Genomic DNA, 20,468 nt, shown 5'->3' on the forward strand with positions numbered 1-20,468 from the left:
ATAAGGTCCTTCGCAAGCTCAGGATGACAGCCGTACTTTTTACTTCGCAACTTCACAAACTCTCAACTTCACTACTAATTAATCGACACGCGGACTTTCTTCGTGTACTCACGCAGGGCGGTTTTGAAGTCGGCGCCGTGGTCGCGCATGTGGTTGAGGATGAATATGGCCGCGAATACGTGCGTGAGCTGTTCGCCTTCGTCTTCACCGGGCACCTCAAAATCTGGCTGACGCTCGTCTAGCAAGGCCTCTTCGGCTTCTACTAGGCTTTGCAGCGTTTGGGTTTCTACCAGCTGCTTGATAACGGGCATTTTCATGACTGCGGAGGCTAGTTGAGGCGGCTAATGAGGCCGGCAACGGCTTCTTCCTTGCTGGCCGATACGGTTTCCAGCAGTTGGCCATCTTCGAACACGGCGAAGAAGGGCAGCGTGGTTACGTTGGCGCGCTTGCGGGCTTCGGGGCTATGCTCGGCATTCACATCCAGAAACAGAATGTCCTGGTTTTGCTCGGCCTCCGAGAGGCGCTTGAACTTGGGCGTGAACAGGCGGCAGTTGCCGCACCAGTCGGCGTAATACTTCACTACTACTTTTTTATTTTCTGTCAGCAGTTGCTGAAAATCGGCGTCAGTTGCTTTCGTTACGGGCATCGTCTGTATGGTTAAGGAACCACAAAGGTAGGTACGGATTCGCAGACGCGAATTCTGTGGAGTAGCCCTCCAACGAAAAACGCCCTTGCTCCCACCGGGAACAAGGGCGTTCTAACGAACCTATTACTTACTCGCTAATTCCTTGATTGGCAGCTAACTCAGCATTAAGTTTCTTCGTAGCGTCGCGACGCACGCGGCGGGCTATGTGGATACTCAACTCGTAGAGCAACACAATCGGAATCGTAACGATGATCTGGGACGTGATTTCCGGGGGTGTAATGATGGCCGCCACAATCAGAATAATCACGATGGCGTGCTTGCGATACACCGTCATGATTTCGGACGTAATCAGCCCGGCTTTGGCCAGGAAGAACACAATCATGGGCAGTTCAAACACCAGTGCGCACGACAGCGACATGGTTGTGAGCGTGCTCAGGTAGCTTTGCAGGTCAATCTGGTTTTCAATCGTTGGGTCAACGTTGTAGGCAGCTAAGAAATTGATACTCAGTGGTGCGGCTATATAGTACCCAAATAGTAGGCCCGTCAGAAACAGGATAGAAACAAAGAATACTGCCCCGCGCGAGTTTTCCTGTTCTTGAGGGTAGAGGCCTGGCTTTATAAAACGCCACAGCTCCCAGAAGAGGTAGGGAAAGCCTAGCACCAGCCCCACAATAAAGGAAGTACTGATATGCATGGAGAGCTGCCCGCTCATCTCGCGGTTCTGAATCACGAAGCCAATTTTATCGATACACAGATCTGGTGTACCAATGGCCTGCCCTAGCTCACAAAACTTGCGATAGGTCCAGAAATCCGGTCGCGACGGCCCCAGAATCAAATCGTGAAACAGGAACTCCTTGGAAAAAAAAGCAGCCAGCGAAAATACAACCACTGCAATGGCCGCCCGGATGATGTGCCAGCGCAGCGCCTCCAGGTGGTCGATGAAGGACATTTCCTGCTCGGCCTGCCCTGATTGAATATATTGTTGATCCACGAACTAGTGAATGAGTGAATGAGTGGATGATAGCGTGTGCCGGGGAAACAGCAACGAGAGACAAACGAAAACGGCCGTCGTTAGGATGTTGACGGCCGGTTTTCTCTATTGATTCATCTTTCGACCCGCACGCATCCCCTAAAATTAGGCAAACAGCGGGAACTGTTGCATCCACTCGTTTATCTCGCCGCGCACCTGCGCCAGGTAGGCATCGTCGGCGTTGTGCATCAGCACGTCGTCGATGAAGGCCACGATGCGAGCCATGTCGGGCTCGCGCAAGCCACGCGTAGTCACGGCAGCCGAGCCAATCCGCATGCCGCTGGTCACGAAGGGCGACTTATCATCGAAGGGCACCATGTTTTTGTTGATGGTGATATCGGCCTTGATGAGGGTGTTTTCGGCCAGTTTGCCAGTCAAACCCTTCGAACGTAGGTCAATGAGCATCAAATGGTTATCGGTGCCGCCAGAAATGATCTGGTAGCCGCGCTCCAAGAAGCCATTCGCCAGCGCCTGGGCGTTGCGCACCACTTGCTGGGTGTAGTCGGTGTAGGCGTCGGACAAGGCTTCGCCGAAGGCCACAGCCTTGGCACCAATTACGTGCTCTAGCGGGCCACCCTGCGTGCCGGGGAATACGGCCGAGTCGAGCAGGGCCGACATCATCCGGATTTCGCCCTTGGGCGTCTTCAGGCCGAAGGGGTTCTCGAAGTCCTTGCCCAGCATAATCAGACCGCCGCGCGGACCGCGCAAGGTCTTGTGGGTGGTGGTGGTTACGATGTGGCAGTGGTCGAACGGATTATTCAGCAAGCCCTTGGCAATGAGGCCCGAGGGGTGCGAAATATCAGCCAGCAGCAGGGCGCCTACCTCGTCGGCGGCTTCGCGCAGGGTTTGGTAGTCCCAGTCGCGGGAGTAGGCCGAGGCACCGCAGATGATGAGCTTGGGCTGCTCGCGACGGGCGGTTTCTTTTACCTTCTGCCAGTCGATGAGGCCGGTTTCGGGCTCTACACCGTAGAACGACGGTTTGTAGAGCTTGCCCGAGAAGTTGACCGGCGAGCCGTGGGTGAGGTGCCCACCGTGCGAAAGGTCGAAGCCGAGAATTTTGTCGCCGGGGTTGAGCACAGCCAGCATCACAGCGGCATTGGCCTGGGCACCGGAGTGCGGCTGCACGTTCACCCACTCCACGCCAAACAGTTCCTTGGCCCGATCAATGGCTAGTTGCTCAATTTGGTCTACCACCTCGCAGCCGCCGTAATAGCGCTTGCCGGGCAGGCCCTCGGCGTACTTGTTGGTGAGGATAGAACCCTGCGCCCGCATCACCTGCTCCGACACGTAATTTTCGGAGGCAATGAGTTCGATGCCATGGGTCTGGCGCTGTTTTTCTTGTTGAATCAGGTCGAACACGATGGTGTCCTGGGCGATGGCGGGGGCTTTCGTTTCCATAGCTCAAAGGTAGGACGAAGCCGGGGAACTAGCAGCACAAAGCCAGCAGCAATCCGGGTAATGCTTTATCAATACCAAAAAGCTATTTTTGATTACGCACAGTTTTTGCCTAGTGCCTTTTACCCCTGGTGTGCACCACGCTCCTACCCTGTCCTTTCGTCTTTTCTATGGCTCAACCACTGGCCGACATCCTGCCCCAGCTGCGCATTGGCAACCAAGCCGCGTTGGTTGATTTTTACCGCCAACACCGCGCCCACTTTGCCCGGTGGGCGAATCAGCAACAGCAACTGACCGACACGCAGGCCCACCAGCGCCTGCGCAATGCGCTGCTGCTGTTCTACGACCAGGTAGCCGACGGCCGCCTCACGAAAGCCCCAGACGATTTGCGCAACTACATCTATGCGCTGGCCCTACAAGAATCGGTTAAGGAAATTGAAATGCCTCCCGAACTGCTCCCCGCCGCCGAGGCCGGGCGCCGCCGCCGGCTGATTCTCTTTTTCCGCCAGCTCAGCGACGACAGCCAGAAGATCCTGATGTACTTTTATTTTCGGGGCTACAATTTCACGAAGGTAGCCGGTAAGATGGGCTACCCCAATGCCGCCGTGGCTCGTCAGCAAAAGCTCAGCAGCCTGCGCACACTCGCCGATTTGCACCTTCGCAGCCGGGGGGCTACCCCAGCGTAGCCACCGCTTCGCCCGGCTGGATTCTGCCTACTTTTAGCATCTACCTCCTCACTCGCTCCGCTTCCCTTCGTTCGCTATGCCTTCTTCCATCGACCTACGCCCGTATCTGGACGACCTGGAACGCTTTTCTGATGGGCAGATGACTTTGGCCGAACAGGATGCCTTTGAGGAGCGCCTAGTACACGACGCTGATCTGCAGCAGGCCTACCTCGCCTACCAGCAACTCACAGCCGATCTGCGCTGGGTGGCGGGCCACGAAACCCTGCGCCTGCGTCTGCTTAACCTCGATAAGACTCTGGACGAGCGGGAAGCCGCGCTGATCCGCATCAAGGAGGACATCCGGCGGCGGCGCACACGTTGGGGCGGCGGCATTGTGATAGCCGCCTTGGTAGTGCTGGCGGCCGCGTTGGCCTACCTGCTCCTGCGTCCGGCTCCTACCACTACCTGGGCCCGCTACTACGTGCCCGACCCCGGCCTCACTGATTCGGCGCGGCTGTTTGTGCGCCGGCCGCTGCTGGCTGAAGCCATGCACCAGTACCGCCACCAGCAATATCCGGCGGCACTGCGAGTACTGCGCCGCCTCTCCACCGACCGCCTGGGGCAGGATACCTTACTGTATTTCAATGGTATCTTCCTGCTCCAACAAGGGCAGGCCGTACAGGCCCGTCCCTACCTTCAGCGCGTAAGCGAGCAATCAGAATCTGATCTGGCTGGCAAGGCGCTCTACCACTTGAGCATGGCTACCTGGCGGGCCGGTCAACCCACCGAAGCCCGCAAGCTGCTCACGCAAGTAGCCGCCGATTCGCTTAACCCTTATCAGAAGGCAGCCCAGCAAGTACTGCGCGCCAAGGTGATAGGGAAAGAGTGAGATGGTAAGATGTGAAGTGGTGAGTTAGAAAGACGCCTGTCATCCTGAGCTTGCGAAGGACCTTATCACGCGTGAACGAGTCGTTGTTACGGCAGTCGTTCAACTGGCAGAAGGTCCTTCGCAAGTTCAGGATGACAGGCATCTTTCTAGCTCACCACTTCACCCCTTCCGCACGGCAATGGGGTAGGGTTCTTCCAAATTAGGCTGCAACGTTAGCTGAAGCGAATCCAGCTCCAGCACGGCCAGGTGCGCTAGTTCCGGGTTGTGGCGGTAGACGCAACCAGTGTCTAGCCCAATGCTTTCCTGATGGTTGTGCACGTGGCGCTCTACCGCGGCGGTGGGGGTAGGCACGTGTCCATGCAGCAAGCGGCGCCCCTGCATCCGCGAGGCATCAAAAGTGAACTGCTTGATGGTCATCATGGTGTGGTGGTCGGCGCGCATCTTGTCCGGGGGTTGGCGAAAGTCGAAGCCGGCGTGTACCAGGGTATAGTCGGCGAGGTCGTGCTGAAAGGGTAGGGCTGCTAGCCAACGCAGGTATTCGGGGGGTATTTCGCTGGGTTGCGTAACTCCGAAACTTTGCAACGTGAACTGATAGTCAGGGTCAGAAGCCCACTCCACTTTGCCTTGGCCCGTGGCAGCGTCCAGCAAATTCTGGTCGTGGTTACCGCGCAGGCACAGCACCTGATAGCCGCGCTGGGGAAGTTGCATCAGGTAGTCGAGCACGCCCTGGCTATCGGGTCCTTTGTTCACGTAATCGCCTAACACATACAGCTCGTCGGTAGGGCGCAGATGCAAAACGTCTTCTACCGTGTGGCGCAATGTGGCAGCGCAGCCGTGAATATCCGTTGTGACGAAACGAGCCATAGCAGATCTCTTTGTATGTAAATAATTGAACGAATGAGCATTGCCATAAAGTACAGAAGCACCCGTGGCAGCTGCTACGGGTGCTTCTGTACTTAGTCAACAGCTACTATCAGCTTAGCTGTACGCCGGCTTGTCTAGGTCGGGCTTATCGTAGTTGCGGTTGGGGTTGTTCACCAAGTGCGCAGGTACTTCGTCTAGGCCATCGTTGGTGTACTCGTCGGCAAGGCGCTGCTCTTCTTCCTGATTTTCTACGGGCAGATTGCCTGCGCCTTTTGCCTGTTCCGACTGCGAAGGGCTACCGTGGTTTTCCTTCGACGCTTGGTTATTGTTATCTCCTTGATTTGCCATGATCATTAGCTATTTAAGGTACTCCAAAAATTATTTTACTCTACCTATCAAGAGTTTATCTTGATACGCTATACTTCCAACCCCGAGTCTTCGGCGTTGCGGTCTAGTAGGTCGGCGTTGGTTTGAGGGGTAGCCGTGTTAGGGAAGTCGCCGCCACTGCTGTGGCCGGGCGCTTTGGGCTCCATTTGGCCCAAGCCCACGCGCGAATCGGGGTCTTCCATTTCATCGGGACCCTTGCGCATGTCGTCGGCCTCCAGCTCATCGGCGGGGCCATTGTTCACGCGGCGGTGGTCGGTGTCTTTGGGGGCAGGCAGGTCTTGGTCGGCGCGGTCCGAACGACGCTCATCTTCCGTGAGCATATTGTCGCCGGTGGTGCGCAGTTGGTCTTCGTCCTCGTTCATCGAGGTAGCCGTAATGCCGTTCGAGCTGTCCGTGCCGTAGCCTTCTTTGCCGTCGCGGTTGCCGTAGCCACCACGGGCATCAGCGTTTTTGGGCGGGTCGGCACCGGGCGTAATGTTGCTGGCGCGTAGCTCCTGCTCGTCAATCTGGTCGTTGGGTTCCTGCCGCACGGGCCGGTCTTTCGGGTCAATAGCCATAGGATGGTTGGTTGCGGGTAATGGGGTGGGTGGAATTCTACTGATGTGTACTTGCTTTCTGAAAACAGGGTTGTATTCCAACCACCACCAATCCGTTTTCATTGCCTGACGCCCACGCTCCGTACCTTTGCTTTATGTCTGACGCCGTTGCTACCCCTACCCTGCTCTACCTCGTGCCCACGCCCATCGGCAACCTGGAGGATATCACCCTGCGGGCCATTCGGGTGCTGGGCGAGGTTGATACCGTACTGGCCGAGGACACCCGCACCAGCGGCCGTCTGCTCCAGCACCTGGGCCTGAAAAAGCCCATGCTCAGCTACCACCTGCACAACGAGCACCAGCAAGTGCAGCGCCTCCTCGACCGCCTGGAGCGAGGCGAGCGAATGGCGCTGGTGTCCGATGCCGGCACCCCCGGCATTTCCGACCCTGGCTTTTTGCTGGTGCGCGAGTGTCTGGCGCGGGGCCTAAAAGTGGAGTGCCTACCCGGCGCCACGGCTTTCGTGCCGGCCCTACTCAAGTCGGGCTTTGGGGCCGAGCGGTTTACGTTCGAGGGCTTTTTGCCGGTGAAGAAGGGTAGGCAAACGCGCCTCCAGGAGTTGGCGCAGGAAACGCGCACCATGATTTTCTACGAGTCGCCGCACCGCATTGTGAAGACGCTGACGCAGCTAGCCGAGGTGTTTGGCCCAGAGCGCCCGGCCTCCGTGAGCCGGGAGCTGACCAAGCTGTTCGAGGAAACTGTGACCAATACCCTAGCCGATCTGGCCGCTGATTTTGGCAGCCGTACGGCCATTAAGGGCGAAATTGTGCTGGTGGTGCAAGGCGCCAAAATCGAAAAGCCCAGCAAGGCAGATAAATATGATGAAGAGTAAGTTATGAGTTGTAAGTAAAAAACGCGTGTCATCCTGAGCAGAGCGAAGGACCTTTTCACGTTTGCACGACAGGCGTCTCAACGATTCGTTTTCACATCCATCGTTCTAGTGTGAGAAGGTCCTTCGCTCTGCTCAGGATGACACGCGTTTTTTACTTACAACTTCGCAACTTCACAAACTCACGACTACTCATTAACAACTGATACTTAAGCTATGGCTACGCAAACTGCTCCTACCTCTGCTACTCTGCGCCAGCCGGCGGCCGTGCCGGCCTGGCAACCTGCCTCGCTAGCGCTGCTGAGTGCCGCCTTGTTGTGGGCGGGCTGGCCTGTGCATCCGGCGGGATTGGCGGCGCTGCTGCTTGTGGGCTGGGTGCCCTACCTGCGCATGGAGCAGTTGCTGGTGCGCAGCGGTGCCAATGGCTGGCGGGTGTTTCGGTATACCTACCTCACGCTGGTGCTCTGGAACGCCTTCACTACCTGGTGGGTGAGCTATAGCACTTTGGGCGGCGGCATTGCAGCCGTGGTGCTCAATGCCCTGCTGATGTGCCTGCCTACCATGGCATTCTACCACACCAAGCGGCTGGCGGGGCCGGTGCTGGGCTACCTTTCCCTACCCGTCTACTGGATTGCCTTCGAGCAACTGCACCTGCACTGGGACCTCACTTGGCCTTGGCTGACGCTCGGCAACGGCTTCGCCGAAGCCAACCAGTGGGTGCAGTGGTATGAGTACACCGGCTTTTTGGGCGGCTCTTTATGGATTTGGGTGGTGAATCTGTTGGTGTTCCGGACGTGGTTCGGAGAGAAAAAGACGGTGGCTCCGTGGTCATTTGGCTCGGAGCGCTGGCGGTGGGTAGCGCCTGTGCTGGCGGTAGTTCTTCCGATTAGTATTTCGCTGCTGATTGGCCGCAGCTACCAGGAAAAGGGCAAAGTAGCCGAGGTACTGGTGATTCAGCCCAACGTAGACCCCTACAACGAGAAGTTCTCCAGCAATCCGAACTTCATTCCGTACGACCAGCAACTCACGCGCCTGCTCACGCTCACCGAGCAAAACATAACGCCTCAGACGCGCCTGGTGTTTTGGCCCGAAACAGCTTTAGAAGAACATTATTTTGAGGATTCGTTCGATGCCAACCCTAAGATTCAGCGCCTGCGGCAGTGGCTGGGGCAATACCCTGGCATAGAGCTGATTACGGGCTACACGGGCGTACTGCGTTACCCCGACGCCATTACACCCACCGCACGCTACCGCGACGACATGGGCTGGTATGACGTGTTCAACGCGGCGACGTTTCTGCCGGGGCCTACCGGCGCGCCTACCTTCTACCATAAGTCGCGGCTGGTGCCGGGCGTGGAGAAGATTCCGCCGGCACTTACGTCCATTATTTCGCACATCGACCTGGGTGGCACCGTGGGCAGCTACGGCAGCCAGGAAGAGCGCACTGTGTTCCGCTCCGTGCACGAGCCGGCGCTACGCGTGGCACCTTTGATTTGCTACGAGTCCATCTATGGCGATTTCACGGCCGAGTACGTGAAGAATGGCGCTACCTTGCTCGGCATCATCACCAACGACGGCTGGTGGTCCGATTCGCCCGGCCACTTGCAGCACATCCAGTACGCTACCCTGCGTGCCATTGAAACCCGCCGCGATGTAGCCCGCTCGGCCAATACGGGCATTTCGGGCTTCATCGACCAGAAGGGCCAGCGCGTGAGTAGCACTGGCTGGTGGGTGCAAGCCGCCCGCCGCTACCCCGTACACCTCAATACCGAGCAAACCTTCTACGTGCGCCACGGCGAGCTACTCGGCCCATTGATGCAGATTTTGACGGGTTTGTTGCTGGCCTGGACCATCGTGGCTGCGGTACGCCGAACACGTCCGGCGTTGTAGGGGCGCCTTGCAGGCGCCCGGCGTTGACAGAATAACCAATCTTTTCACAAGCGCGTCATGTCGAACGCAGGGAGAAATCTCGCTTGATAGTACTTTCTATCTGCCATTAGCACGCAAGTTTCCTCGTTGCGTTCAACATGACGGCCCTACTAAACCTGTTCACATCCTACCTATGGATTTCAACCACCTCAGCCTACAAGTAGCCGATATCGCCCGCCGGGCCGGCCAGTTTATCCGGCAGGAAGCCGCCAACTTCGACCGTGGCCGCGTCGAGAACAAGGGGCTGCACGACATGGTATCGTACGTAGATCAGCAAAGCGAGCGGCAGTTGGTGGCCGAGCTGAGCGCCTTGTTGCCCGAAGCTGGTTTCATCACCGAAGAAGGCACCACCACCATCGGCCGGGCCGAGGAGTTCAACTGGATTATTGATCCATTGGACGGCACCACCAATTTCATCCACGGACAGCCGGCCTACTGCGTGAGTGTGGCCCTTATCCAGCGCAGCACGCTGGTAGTGGGCGTGGTCTATGAAATCAACCAGGACGAGTGCTTCCGGGCGGCGCAGGGCGCGGGGGCGTTCTGCAACGAAAAGCCCATTCGCGTGTCCTCGGCCGATGATCTGCACGACTCGCTGCTGGCCACGGGCTTTCCCTACTATAAGTTCGACCAGCTCGACAACTACCTAAAAATCCTAGCCTCCTTCATGCAGAACACCCACGGCCTGCGCCGGGTAGGCTCGGCCGCCCTGGACTTGGCCTACGTGGCCGCCGGCCGCTTCGATGGCTATTTCGAGTTCAACATCAATTCCTACGACGTAGCCGCGGGCATCCTGCTGGTGCTGGAAGCCGGCGGCCGCGTGACGCAGTTCTTGGAAGAAGGCGACCCGATTTTTGGGCGTGAGGTGATAGCCAGCAACGGCGCCCTGCACCCAGCCATGATGGCCACGGTGAAGGAATATTGGGGGAAGTAGGGTAGCTGATTTTTTGAAATAAGTCTGTCATCCTGAGCTTGCGAAGGACCTTCTCCCGGTAGAACGACCATCGTACCAACGACTCGTTCTACCGGGAGATGGTCCTTCGCAAGCTCAGGATGACAGACTTATTTCAAAAAATCAGCTACCCTACTTCCCCCAATATTCCTTCACCGTGGCCATCATGGCTGGGTGCAGGGCGCCGTTGCTGGCTATCACCTCACGCCCAAAAATCGGGTCGCCTTCTTCCAAGAACTGCGTCACGCGGCCGCCGGCTTCCAGCACCAGCAGGATGCCCGCGGCTACGTCGTAGGAATTGATGTTGAACTCGAAATAGCCATCGAAGCGGCCGGCGGCCACGTAGGCCAAGTCCAGGGCGGCCGAGCCTACCCGGCGCAGGCCGTGGGTGTTCTGCATGAAGGAGGCTAGGATTTTTAGGTAGTTGTCGAGCTGGTCGAACTTATAGTAGGGAAAGCCCGTGGCCAGCAGCGAGTCGTGCAGATCATCGGCCGAGGACACGCGAATGGGCTTTTCGTTGCAGAACGCCCCCGCGCCCTGCGCCGCCCGGAAGCACTCGTCCTGGTTGATTTCATAGACCACGCCCACTACCAGCGTGCTGCGCTGGATAAGGGCCACACTCACGCAGTAGGCCGGCTGTCCGTGGATGAAATTGGTGGTGCCGTCCAATGGATCAATAATCCAGTTGAACTCCTCGGCCCGGCCGATGGTGGTGGTGCCTTCTTCGGTGATGAAACCAGCTTCGGGCAACAAGGCGCTCAGCTCGGCCACCAACTGCCGCTCGCTTTGCTGATCTACGTACGATACCATGTCGTGCAGCCCCTTGTTCTCGACGCGGCCACGGTCGAAGTTGGCGGCTTCCTGCCGGATAAACTGGCCGGCCCGGCGGGCGATATCGGCTACTTGTAGGCTGAGGTGGTTGAAATCCATAGGTAGGATGTGAACAGGTTTAGTAGGGCCGTCATGTTGAACGCAACGAGGAAACTTGCGTGCTAATGGCAGATAGAAAGTACTATCAAGCGAGATTTCTCCCTGCGTTCGACATGACGCGCTTGTGAAAAGATTGGTTATTCTGTCAACGCCGGGCGCCTGCAAGGCGCCCCTACAACGCCGGACGTGTTCGGCGTACCGCAGCCACGATGGTCCAGGCCAGCAACAAACCCGTCAAAATCTGCATCAATGGGCCGAGTAGCTCGCCGTGGCGCACGTAGAAGGTTTGCTCGGTATTGAGGTGTACGGGGTAGCGGCGGGCGGCTTGCACCCACCAGCCAGTGCTACTCACGCGCTGGCCCTTCTGGTCGATGAAGCCCGAAATGCCCGTATTGGCCGAGCGGGCTACATCGCGGCGGGTTTCAATGGCACGCAGGGTAGCGTACTGGATGTGCTGCAAGTGGCCGGGCGAATCGGACCACCAGCCGTCGTTGGTGATGATGCCGAGCAAGGTAGCGCCATTCTTCACGTACTCGGCCGTGAAATCGCCATAGATGGACTCGTAGCAAATCAAAGGTGCCACGCGTAGCGCCGGCTCGTGCACGGAGCGGAACACAGTGCGCTCTTCCTGGCTGCCGTAGCTGCCCACGGTGCCACCCAGGTCGATGTGCGAAATAATGGACGTAAGTGCCGGCGGAATCTTCTCCACGCCCGGCACCAGCCGCGACTTATGGTAGAAGGTAGGCGCGCCGGTAGGCCCCGGCAGAAACGTCGCCGCGTTGAACACGTCATACCAGCCCATGTCGTCGCGGTAGCGTGCGGTGGGTGTAATGGCGTCGGGGTAACGCAGTACGCCCGTGTAGCCCGTAATCAGCTCTATGCCAGGGTATTGCCCCAGCCACTGCCGCAGGCGCTGAATCTTAGGGTTGGCATCGAACGAATCCTCAAAATAATGTTCTTCTAAAGCTGTTTCGGGCCAAAACACCAGGCGCGTCTGAGGCGTTATGTTTTGCTCGGTGAGCGTGAGCAGGCGCGTGAGTTGCTGGTCGTACGGAATGAAGTTCGGATTGCTGGAGAACTTCTCGTTGTAGGGGTCTACGTTGGGCTGAATCACCAGTACCTCGGCTACTTTGCCCTTTTCCTGGTAGCTGCGGCCAATCAGCAGCGAAATACTAATCGGAAGAACTACCGCCAGCACAGGCGCTACCCACCGCCAGCGCTCCGAGCCAAATGACCACGGAGCCACCGTCTTTTTCTCTCCGAACCACGTCCGGAACACCAACAGATTCACCACCCAAATCCATAAAGAGCCGCCCAAAAAGCCGGTGTACTCATACCACTGCACCCACTGGTTGGCTTCGGCGAAGCCGTTGCCGAGCGTCAGCCAAGGCCAAGTGAGGTCCCAGTGCAGGTGCAGTTGCTCGAAGGCAATCCAGTAGACGGGTAGGGAAAGGTAGCCCAGCACCGGCCCCGCCAGCCGCTTGGTGTGGTAGAATGCCATGGTAGGCAGGCACATCAGCAGGGCATTGAGCACCACGGCTGCAATGCCGCCGCCCAAAGTGCTATAGCTCACCCACCAGGTAGTGAAGGCGTTCCAGAGCACCAGCGTGAGGTAGGTATACCGAAACACCCGCCAGCCATTGGCACCGCTGCGCACCAGCAACTGCTCCATGCGCAGGTAGGGCACCCAGCCCACAAGCAGCAGCGCCGCCAATCCCGCCGGATGCACAGGCCAGCCCGCCCACAACAAGGCGGCACTCAGCAGCGCTAGCGAGGCAGGTTGCCAGGCCGGCACGGCCGCCGGCTGGCGCAGAGTAGCAGAGGTAGGAGCAGTTTGCGTAGCCATAGCTTAAGTATCAGTTGTTAATGAGTAGTCGTGAGTTTGTGAAGTTGCGAAGTTGTAAGTAAAAAACGCGTGTCATCCTGAGCAGAGCGAAGGACCTTCTCACACTAGAACGATGGATGTGAAAACGAATCGTTGAGACGCCTGTCGTGCAAACGTGAAAAGGTCCTTCGCTCTGCTCAGGATGACACGCGTTTTTTACTTACAACTCATAACTTACTCTTCATCATATTTATCTGCCTTGCTGGGCTTTTCGATTTTGGCGCCTTGCACCACCAGCACAATTTCGCCCTTAATGGCCGTACGGCTGCCAAAATCAGCGGCCAGATCGGCTAGGGTATTGGTCACAGTTTCCTCGAACAGCTTGGTCAGCTCCCGGCTCACGGAGGCCGGGCGCTCTGGGCCAAACACCTCGGCTAGCTGCGTCAGCGTCTTCACAATGCGGTGCGGCGACTCGTAGAAAATCATGGTGCGCGTTTCCTGCGCCAACTCCTGGAGGCGCGTTTGCCTACCCTTCTTCACCGGCAAAAAGCCCTCGAACGTAAACCGCTCGGCCCCAAAGCCCGACTTGAGTAGGGCCGGCACGAAAGCCGTGGCGCCGGGTAGGCACTCCACTTTTAGGCCCCGCGCCAGACACTCGCGCACCAGCAAAAAGCCAGGGTCGGAAATGCCGGGGGTGCCGGCATCGGACACCAGCGCCATTCGCTCGCCTCGCTCCAGGCGGTCGAGGAGGCGCTGCACTTGCTGGTGCTCGTTGTGCAGGTGGTAGCTGAGCATGGGCTTTTTCAGGCCCAGGTGCTGGAGCAGACGGCCGCTGGTGCGGGTGTCCTCGGCCAGTACGGTATCAACCTCGCCCAGCACCCGAATGGCCCGCAGGGTGATATCCTCCAGGTTGCCGATGGGCGTGGGCACGAGGTAGAGCAGGGTAGGGGTAGCAACGGCGTCAGACATAAAGCAAAGGTACGGAGCGTGGGCGTCAGGCAATGAAAACGGATTGGTGGTGGTTGGAATACAACCCTGTTTTCAGAAAGCAAGTACACATCAGTAGAATTCCACCCACCCCATTACCCGCAACCAACCATCCTATGGCTATTGACCCGAAAGACCGGCCCGTGCGGCAGGAACCCAACGACCAGATTGACGAGCAGGAGCTACGCGCCAGCAACATTACGCCCGGTGCCGACCCGCCCAAAAACGCTGATGCCCGTGGTGGCTACGGCAACCGCGACGGCAAAGAAGGCTACGGCACGGACAGCTCGAACGGCATTACGGCTACCTCGATGAACGAGGACGAAGACCAACTGCGCACCACCGGCGACAATATGCTCACGGAAGATGAGCGTCGTTCGGACCGCGCCGACCAAGACCTGCCTGCCCCCAAAGACACCGACCACCGCCGCGTGAACAATGGCCCCGCCGATGAGCTGGAGGCCGACGACATGCGCAAGGGTCCCGATGAAATGGAAGACCCCGATTCGCGCGTGGGCTTGGGCCAAATGGAGCCCAAAGCGCCCGGCCACAGCAGTGGCGGCGACTTCCCTAACACGGCTACCCCTCAAACCAACGCCGACCTACTAGACCGCAACGCCGAAGACTCGGGGTTGGAAGTATAGCGTATCAAGATAAACTCTTGATAGGTAGAGTAAAATAATTTTTGGAGTACCTTAAATAGCTAATGATCATGGCAAATCAAGGAGATAACAATAACCAAGCGTCGAAGGAAAACCACGGTAGCCCTTCGCAGTCGGAACAGGCAAAAGGCGCAGGCAATCTGCCCGTAGAAAATCAGGAAGAAGAGCAGCGCCTTGCCGACGAGTACACCAACGATGGCCTAGACGAAGTACCTGCGCACTTGGTGAACAACCCCAACCGCAACTACGATAAGCCCGACCTAGACAAGCCGGCGTACAGCTAAGCTGATAGTAGCTGTTGACTAAGTACAGAAGCACCCGTAGCAGCTGCCACGGGTGCTTCTGTACTTTATGGCAATGCTCATTCGTTCAATTATTTACATACAAAGAGATCTGCTATGGCTCGTTTCGTCACAACGGATATTCACGGCTGCGCTGCCACATTGCGCCACACGGTAGAAGACGTTTTGCATCTGCGCCCTACCGACGAGCTGTATGTGTTAGGCGATTACGTGAACAAAGGACCCGATAGCCAGGGCGTGCTCGACTACCTGATGCAACTTCCCCAGCGCGGCTATCAGGTGCTGTGCCTGCGCGGTAACCACGACCAGAATTTGCTGGACGCTGCCACGGGCCAAGGCAAAGTGGAGTGGGCTTCTGACCCTGACTATCAGTTCACGTTGCAAAGTTTCGGAGTTACGCAACCCAGCGAAATACCCCCCGAATACCTGCGTTGGCTAGCAGCCCTACCCTTTCAGCACGACCTCGCCGACTATACCCTGGTACACGCCGGCTTCGACTTTCGCCAACCCCCGGACAAGATGCGCGCCGACCACCACACCATGATGACCATCAAGCAGTTCACTTTTGATGCCTCGCGGATGCAGGGGCGCCGCTTGCTGCATGGACACGTGCCTACCCCCACCGCCGCGGTAGAGCGCCACGTGCACAACCATCAGGAAAGCATTGGGCTAGACACTGGTTGCGTCTACCGCCACAACCCGGAACTAGCGCACCTGGCCGTGCTGGAGCTGGATTCGCTTCAGCTAACGTTGCAGCCTAATTTGGAAGAACCCTACCCCATTGCCGTGCGGAAGGGGTGAAGTGGTGAGCTAGAAAGATGCCTGTCATCCTGAACTTGCGAAGGACCTTCTGCCAGTTGAACGACTGCCGTAACAACGACTCGTTCACGCGTGATAAGGTCCTTCGCAAGCTCAGGATGACAGGCGTCTTTCTAACTCACCACTTCACATCTTACCATCTCACTCTTTCCCTATCACCTTGGCGCGCAGTACTTGCTGGGCTGCCTTCTGATAAGGGTTAAGCGAATCGGCGGCTACTTGCGTGAGCAGCTTGCGGGCTTCGGTGGGTTGACCGGCCCGCCAGGTAGCCATGCTCAAGTGGTAGAGCGCCTTGCCAGCCAGATCAGATTCTGATTGCTCGCTTACGCGCTGAAGGTAGGGACGGGCCTGTACGGCCTGCCCTTGTTGGAGCAGGAAGATACCATTGAAATACAGTAAGGTATCCTGCCCCAGGCGGTCGGTGGAGAGGCGGCGCAGTACTCGCAGTGCCGCCGGATATTGCTGGTGGCGGTACTGGTGCATGGCTTCAGCCAGCAGCGGCCGGCGCACAAACAGCCGCGCCGAATCAGTGAGGCCGGGGTCGGGCACGTAGTAGCGGGCCCAGGTAGTGGTAGGAGCCGGACGCAGGAGCAGGTAGGCCAACGCGGCCGCCAGCACTACCAAGGCGGCTATCACAATGCCGCCGCCCCAACGTGTGCGCCGCCGCCGGATGTCCTCCTTGATGCGGATCAGCGCGGCTTCCCGCTCGTCCAGAGTCTTATCGAGGTTAAGCAGACGCAGGCGCAGGGTTTCGTGGCCCGCCACCCAGCGCAGATCGGCTGTGAGTTGCTGGTAGGCGAGGTAGGCCTGCTGCAGATCAGCGTCGTGTACTAGGCGCTCCTCAAAGGCATCCTGTTCGGCCAAAGTCATCTGCCCATCAGAAAAGCGTTCCAGGTCGTCCAGATACGGGCGTAGGTCGATGGAAGAAGGCATAGCGAACGAAGGGAAGCGGAGCGAGTGAGGAGGTAGATGCTAAAAGTAGGCAGAATCCAGCCGGGCGAAGCGGTGGCTACGCTGGGGTAGCCCCCCGGCTGCGAAGGTGCAAATCGGCGAGTGTGCGCAGGCTGCTGAGCTTTTGCTGACGAGCCACGGCGGCATTGGGGTAGCCCATCTTACCGGCTACCTTCGTGAAATTGTAGCCCCGAAAATAAAAGTACATCAGGATCTTCTGGCTGTCGTCGCTGAGCTGGCGGAAAAAGAGAATCAGCCGGCGGCGGCGCCCGGCCTCGGCGGCGGGGAGCAGTTCGGGAGGCATTTCAATTTCCTTAACCGATTCTTGTAGGGCCAGCGCATAGATGTAGTTGCGCAAATCGTCTGGGGCTTTCGTGAGGCGGCCGTCGGCTACCTGGTCGTAGAACAGCAGCAGCGCATTGCGCAGGCGCTGGTGGGCCTGCGTGTCGGTCAGTTGCTGTTGCTGATTCGCCCACCGGGCAAAGTGGGCGCGGTGTTGGCGGTAAAAATCAACCAACGCGGCTTGGTTGCCAATGCGCAGCTGGGGCAGGATGTCGGCCAGTGGTTGAGCCATAGAAAAGACGAAAGGACAGGGTAGGAGCGTGGTGCACACCAGGGGTAAAAGGCACTAGGCAAAAACTGTGCGTAATCAAAAATAGCTTTTTGGTATTGATAAAGCATTACCCGGATTGCTGCTGGCTTTGTGCTGCTAGTTCCCCGGCTTCGTCCTACCTTTGAGCTATGGAAACGAAAGCCCCCGCCATCGCCCAGGACACCATCGTGTTCGACCTGATTCAACAAGAAAAACAGCGCCAGACCCATGGCATCGAACTCATTGCCTCCGAAAATTACGTGTCGGAGCAGGTGATGCGGGCGCAGGGTTCTATCCTCACCAACAAGTACGCCGAGGGCCTGCCCGGCAAGCGCTATTACGGCGGCTGCGAGGTGGTAGACCAAATTGAGCAACTAGCCATTGATCGGGCCAAGGAACTGTTTGGCGTGGAGTGGGTGAACGTGCAGCCGCACTCCGGTGCCCAGGCCAATGCCGCTGTGATGCTGGCTGTGCTCAACCCCGGCGACAAAATTCTCGGCTTCGACCTTTCGCACGGTGGGCACCTCACCCACGGCTCGCCGGTCAACTTCTCGGGCAAGCTCTACAAACCGTCGTTCTACGGTGTAGAGCCCGAAACCGGCCTCATCGACTGGCAGAAGGTAAAAGAAACCGCCCGTCGCGAGCAGCCCAAGCTCATCATCTGCGGTGCCTCGGCCTACTCCCGCGACTGGGACTACCAAACCCTGCGCGAAGCCGCCGACGAGGTAGGCGCCCTGCTGCTGGCTGATATTTCGCACCCCTCGGGCCTCATTGCCAAGGGCTTGCTGAATAATCCGTTCGACCACTGCCACATCGTAACCACCACCACCCACAAGACCTTGCGCGGTCCGCGCGGCGGTCTGATTATGCTGGGCAAGGACTTCGAGAACCCCTTCGGCCTGAAGACGCCCAAGGGCGAAATCCGGATGATGTCGGCCCTGCTCGACTCGGCCGTATTCCCCGGCACGCAGGGTGGCCCGCTAGAGCACGTAATTGGTGCCAAGGCTGTGGCCTTCGGCGAAGCCTTGTCCGACGCCTACACCGACTACACCCAGCAAGTGGTGCGCAACGCCCAGGCGCTGGCGAATGGCTTCTTGGAGCGCGGCTACCAGATCATTTCTGGCGGCACCGATAACCATTTGATGCTCATTGACCTACGTTCGAAGGGTTTGACTGGCAAACTGGCCGAAAACACCCTCATCAAGGCCGATATCACCATCAACAAAAACATGGTGCCCTTCGATGATAAGTCGCCCTTCGTGACCAGCGGCATGCGGATTGGCTCGGCTGCCGTGACTACGCGTGGCTTGCGCGAGCCCGACATGGCTCGCATCGTGGCCTTCATCGACGACGTGCTGATGCACAACGCCGACGATGCCTACCTGGCGCAGGTGCGCGGCGAGATAAACGAGTGGATGCAACAGTTCCCGCTGTTTGCCTAATTTTAGGGGATGCGTGCGGGTCGAAAGATGAATCAATAGAGAAAACCGGCCGTCAACATCCTAACGACGGCCGTTTTCGTTTGTCTCTCGTTGCTGTTTCCCCGGCACACGCTATCATCCACTCATTCACTCATTCACTAGTTCGTGGATCAACAATATATTCAATCAGGGCAGGCCGAGCAGGAAATGTCCTTCATCGACCACCTGGAGGCGCTGCGCTGGCACATCATCCGGGCGGCCATTGCAGTGGTTGTATTTTCGCTGGCTGCTTTTTTTTCCAAGGAGTTCCTGTTTCACGATTTGATTCTGGGGCCGTCGCGACCGGATTTCTGGACCTATCGCAAGTTTTGTGAGCTAGGGCAGGCCATTGGTACACCAGATCTGTGTATCGATAAAATTGGCTTCGTGATTCAGAACCGCGAGATGAGCGGGCAGCTCTCCATGCATATCAGTACTTCCTTTATTGTGGGGCTGGTGCTAGGCTTTCCCTACCTCTTCTGGGAGCTGTGGCGTTTTATAAAGCCAGGCCTCTACCCTCAAGAACAGGAAAACTCGCGCGGGGCAGTATTCTTTGTTTCTATCCTGTTTCTGACGGGCCTACTATTTGGGTACTATATAGCCGCACCACTGAGTATCAATTTCTTAGCTGCCTACAACGTTGACCCAACGATTGAAAACCAGATTGACCTGCAAAGCTACCTGAGCACGCTCACAACCATGTCGCTGTCGTGCGCACTGGTGTTTGAACTGCCCATGATTGTGTTCTTCCTGGCCAAAGCCGGGCTGATTACGTCCGAAATCATGACGGTGTATCGCAAGCACGCCATCGTGATTATTCTGATTGTGGCGGCCATCATTACACCCCCGGAAATCACGTCCCAGATCATCGTTACGATTCCGATTGTGTTGCTCTACGAGTTGAGTATCCACATAGCCCGCCGCGTGCGTCGCGACGCTACGAAGAAACTTAATGCTGAGTTAGCTGCCAATCAAGGAATTAGCGAGTAAGTAATAGGTTCGTTAGAACGCCCTTGTTCCCGGTGGGAGCAAGGGCGTTTTTCGTTGGAGGGCTACTCCACAGAATTCGCGTCTGCGAATCCGTACCTACCTTTGTGGTTCCTTAACCATACAGACGATGCCCGTAACGAAAGCAACTGACGCCGATTTTCAGCAACTGCTGACAGAAAATAAAAAAGTAGTAGTGAAGTATTACGCCGACTGGTGCGGCAACTGCCGCCTGTTCACGCCCAAGTTCAAGCGCCTCTCGGAGGCCGAGCAAAACCAGGACATTCTGTTTCTGGATGTGAATGCCGAGCATAGCCCCGAAGCCCGCAAGCGCGCCAACGTAACCACGCTGCCCTTCTTCGCCGTGTTCGAAGATGGCCAACTGCTGGAAACCGTATCGGCCAGCAAGGAAGAAGCCGTTGCCGGCCTCATTAGCCGCCTCAACTAGCCTCCGCAGTCATGAAAATGCCCGTTATCAAGCAGCTGGTAGAAACCCAAACGCTGCAAAGCCTAGTAGAAGCCGAAGAGGCCTTGCTAGACGAGCGTCAGCCAGATTTTGAGGTGCCCGGTGAAGACGAAGGCGAACAGCTCACGCACGTATTCGCGGCCATATTCATCCTCAACCACATGCGCGACCACGGCGCCGACTTCAAAACCGCCCTGCGTGAGTACACGAAGAAAGTCCGCGTGTCGATTAATTAGTAGTGAAGTTGAGAGTTTGTGAAGTTGCGAAGTAAAAAGTACGGCTGTCATCCTGAGCTTGCGAAGGACCTTAT

Annotated in this window: 24 protein-coding genes; 12 read left to right on the forward strand and 12 right to left on the reverse strand. The window is 57.5% G+C overall.

What is annotated here, in order from left to right:
- Nucleotides 1–74: 74 nt before the first annotated feature.
- The 4 genes from KYK14_RS17020 to KYK14_RS17035 form a co-directional block, all read right to left on the reverse strand.
- On the reverse strand, nucleotides 75–317 hold the full coding sequence (locus tag KYK14_RS17020; protein ID WP_185282027.1) for a DUF6952 family protein: 243 nt from the start codon (nucleotides 315–317) through the stop codon (nucleotides 75–77).
- A gap of 11 nt (nucleotides 318–328) precedes the next feature.
- Nucleotides 329–646, reverse strand: a complete 318-nt coding sequence (locus KYK14_RS17025; RefSeq protein WP_208307713.1) for a thioredoxin family protein — start codon at nucleotides 644–646, stop codon at nucleotides 329–331.
- A gap of 127 nt (nucleotides 647–773) precedes the next feature.
- Nucleotides 774–1,637 carry a twin-arginine translocase subunit TatC gene (gene tatC / locus KYK14_RS17030; protein ID WP_343217129.1) on the reverse strand — a complete coding sequence of 288 codons (864 nt, stop codon included), beginning with the start codon at nucleotides 1,635–1,637 and terminating at the stop codon, nucleotides 774–776.
- A gap of 144 nt (nucleotides 1,638–1,781) precedes the next feature.
- A complete protein-coding gene (locus KYK14_RS17035; protein ID WP_219160512.1) occupies nucleotides 1,782–3,074 on the reverse strand; it encodes a serine hydroxymethyltransferase in 1,293 nt (430 codons plus the stop codon).
- Nucleotides 3,075–3,241: 167 nt separating this feature from the next.
- Between KYK14_RS17035 and KYK14_RS17040 the strand changes: the two genes are divergently transcribed.
- Both KYK14_RS17040 and KYK14_RS17045 read left to right on the forward strand, forming a co-directional pair.
- Complete coding sequence (locus KYK14_RS17040; RefSeq protein ID WP_208307715.1) at nucleotides 3,242–3,757, forward strand: hypothetical protein; 516 nt, start codon at nucleotides 3,242–3,244, stop codon at nucleotides 3,755–3,757.
- A gap of 76 nt (nucleotides 3,758–3,833) precedes the next feature.
- The gene (locus KYK14_RS17045; RefSeq protein ID WP_185282023.1) at nucleotides 3,834–4,625 is read left to right on the forward strand and encodes a tetratricopeptide repeat protein; all 792 of its coding nucleotides are present in this window, start codon (nucleotides 3,834–3,836) and stop codon (nucleotides 4,623–4,625) included.
- A 159-nt stretch (nucleotides 4,626–4,784) separates the two neighbouring features.
- Here the strand turns inward: KYK14_RS17045 and KYK14_RS17050 are convergent, their stop codons facing one another.
- The 3 genes from KYK14_RS17050 to KYK14_RS17060 all read right to left on the reverse strand — a co-directional run bounded on the left by KYK14_RS17050 (nucleotide 4,785) and on the right by KYK14_RS17060 (nucleotide 6,433).
- Entirely contained in the window at nucleotides 4,785–5,489 is a 705-nt protein-coding gene (locus tag KYK14_RS17050) for a metallophosphoesterase (protein ID WP_219160514.1), read from the reverse strand.
- A gap of 114 nt (nucleotides 5,490–5,603) precedes the next feature.
- Nucleotides 5,604–5,837 carry a hypothetical protein gene (locus KYK14_RS17055; protein ID WP_185282021.1) on the reverse strand — a complete coding sequence of 78 codons (234 nt, stop codon included), beginning with the start codon at nucleotides 5,835–5,837 and terminating at the stop codon, nucleotides 5,604–5,606.
- Between the two features lie 68 nt (nucleotides 5,838–5,905).
- Nucleotides 5,906–6,433, reverse strand: a complete 528-nt coding sequence (locus tag KYK14_RS17060; RefSeq protein ID WP_208307717.1) for a hypothetical protein — start codon at nucleotides 6,431–6,433, stop codon at nucleotides 5,906–5,908.
- Between the two features lie 134 nt (nucleotides 6,434–6,567).
- Here KYK14_RS17060 and rsmI (KYK14_RS17065) point away from each other — a divergent pair, with 134 nt between their 5' ends.
- The 3 genes from rsmI (KYK14_RS17065) (at nucleotide 6,568) to KYK14_RS17075 (ending at nucleotide 10,159) form a co-directional block, all read left to right on the forward strand.
- Nucleotides 6,568–7,302 (forward strand): 16S rRNA (cytidine(1402)-2'-O)-methyltransferase, encoded by a 735-nt coding sequence (gene rsmI, locus KYK14_RS17065; RefSeq protein WP_219160516.1) that lies wholly within the window; start codon nucleotides 6,568–6,570, stop codon nucleotides 7,300–7,302.
- 213 nt (nucleotides 7,303–7,515) lie between these two features.
- A complete protein-coding gene (gene lnt, locus KYK14_RS17070) occupies nucleotides 7,516–9,189 on the forward strand; it encodes an apolipoprotein N-acyltransferase (RefSeq protein ID WP_219160518.1) in 1,674 nt (557 codons plus the stop codon).
- A 172-nt stretch (nucleotides 9,190–9,361) separates the two neighbouring features.
- Nucleotides 9,362–10,159 (forward strand): inositol monophosphatase family protein, encoded by a 798-nt coding sequence (locus KYK14_RS17075; protein ID WP_185282017.1) that lies wholly within the window; start codon nucleotides 9,362–9,364, stop codon nucleotides 10,157–10,159.
- Nucleotides 10,160–10,309: 150 nt separating this feature from the next.
- On the opposite strand, the gene KYK14_RS17080 is transcribed toward KYK14_RS17075, so the two are convergent.
- The 3 genes from KYK14_RS17080 to rsmI (KYK14_RS17090) form a co-directional block, all read right to left on the reverse strand.
- The gene (locus KYK14_RS17080) at nucleotides 10,310–11,107 is read right to left on the reverse strand and encodes an inositol monophosphatase family protein (RefSeq protein ID WP_185282017.1); all 798 of its coding nucleotides are present in this window, start codon (nucleotides 11,105–11,107) and stop codon (nucleotides 10,310–10,312) included.
- A gap of 172 nt (nucleotides 11,108–11,279) precedes the next feature.
- On the reverse strand, nucleotides 11,280–12,953 hold the full coding sequence (gene lnt, locus KYK14_RS17085) for an apolipoprotein N-acyltransferase (RefSeq protein WP_219160518.1): 1,674 nt from the start codon (nucleotides 12,951–12,953) through the stop codon (nucleotides 11,280–11,282).
- Between the two features lie 213 nt (nucleotides 12,954–13,166).
- Nucleotides 13,167–13,901: a 16S rRNA (cytidine(1402)-2'-O)-methyltransferase gene (gene rsmI / locus KYK14_RS17090; protein ID WP_219160516.1), complete on the reverse strand. Its 735-nt coding sequence runs from the start codon at nucleotides 13,899–13,901 to the stop codon at nucleotides 13,167–13,169.
- Between the two features lie 134 nt (nucleotides 13,902–14,035).
- Between rsmI (KYK14_RS17090) and KYK14_RS17095 the strand changes: the two genes are divergently transcribed.
- The 3 genes from KYK14_RS17095 (at nucleotide 14,036) to KYK14_RS17105 (ending at nucleotide 15,684) form a co-directional block, all read left to right on the forward strand.
- On the forward strand, nucleotides 14,036–14,563 hold the full coding sequence (locus KYK14_RS17095; RefSeq protein ID WP_208307717.1) for a hypothetical protein: 528 nt from the start codon (nucleotides 14,036–14,038) through the stop codon (nucleotides 14,561–14,563).
- Nucleotides 14,564–14,631: 68 nt separating this feature from the next.
- A complete protein-coding gene (locus KYK14_RS17100; protein ID WP_185282021.1) occupies nucleotides 14,632–14,865 on the forward strand; it encodes a hypothetical protein in 234 nt (77 codons plus the stop codon).
- A 114-nt stretch (nucleotides 14,866–14,979) separates the two neighbouring features.
- Nucleotides 14,980–15,684: a metallophosphoesterase gene (locus KYK14_RS17105; RefSeq protein WP_219160514.1), complete on the forward strand. Its 705-nt coding sequence runs from the start codon at nucleotides 14,980–14,982 to the stop codon at nucleotides 15,682–15,684.
- 159 nt (nucleotides 15,685–15,843) lie between these two features.
- On the opposite strand, the gene KYK14_RS17110 is transcribed toward KYK14_RS17105, so the two are convergent.
- Together KYK14_RS17110 and KYK14_RS17115 are read right to left on the reverse strand one after the other, a co-directional pair.
- Nucleotides 15,844–16,635 (reverse strand): tetratricopeptide repeat protein, encoded by a 792-nt coding sequence (locus KYK14_RS17110; protein WP_185282023.1) that lies wholly within the window; start codon nucleotides 16,633–16,635, stop codon nucleotides 15,844–15,846.
- Between the two features lie 76 nt (nucleotides 16,636–16,711).
- Entirely contained in the window at nucleotides 16,712–17,227 is a 516-nt protein-coding gene (locus tag KYK14_RS17115) for a hypothetical protein (RefSeq protein WP_208307715.1), read from the reverse strand.
- A gap of 167 nt (nucleotides 17,228–17,394) precedes the next feature.
- Here KYK14_RS17115 and KYK14_RS17120 point away from each other — a divergent pair, with 167 nt between their 5' ends.
- From KYK14_RS17120 to KYK14_RS17135, 4 genes are all read left to right on the forward strand, one after another.
- Nucleotides 17,395–18,687 (forward strand): serine hydroxymethyltransferase, encoded by a 1,293-nt coding sequence (locus tag KYK14_RS17120; RefSeq protein WP_219160512.1) that lies wholly within the window; start codon nucleotides 17,395–17,397, stop codon nucleotides 18,685–18,687.
- A 144-nt stretch (nucleotides 18,688–18,831) separates the two neighbouring features.
- Nucleotides 18,832–19,695, forward strand: a complete 864-nt coding sequence (gene tatC / locus KYK14_RS17125; RefSeq protein ID WP_343217129.1) for a twin-arginine translocase subunit TatC — start codon at nucleotides 18,832–18,834, stop codon at nucleotides 19,693–19,695.
- 127 nt (nucleotides 19,696–19,822) lie between these two features.
- Nucleotides 19,823–20,140 carry a thioredoxin family protein gene (locus KYK14_RS17130; protein ID WP_208307713.1) on the forward strand — a complete coding sequence of 106 codons (318 nt, stop codon included), beginning with the start codon at nucleotides 19,823–19,825 and terminating at the stop codon, nucleotides 20,138–20,140.
- Nucleotides 20,141–20,151: 11 nt separating this feature from the next.
- Nucleotides 20,152–20,394 carry a DUF6952 family protein gene (locus KYK14_RS17135; protein WP_185282027.1) on the forward strand — a complete coding sequence of 81 codons (243 nt, stop codon included), beginning with the start codon at nucleotides 20,152–20,154 and terminating at the stop codon, nucleotides 20,392–20,394.
- Nucleotides 20,395–20,468 lie beyond the last annotated feature (74 nt).

Origin of the sequence: Hymenobacter profundi, from assembly GCF_019334315.1 — a bacterium.
Classification (GTDB): Bacteria; Bacteroidota; Bacteroidia; order Cytophagales; family Hymenobacteraceae; genus Hymenobacter; species Hymenobacter profundi.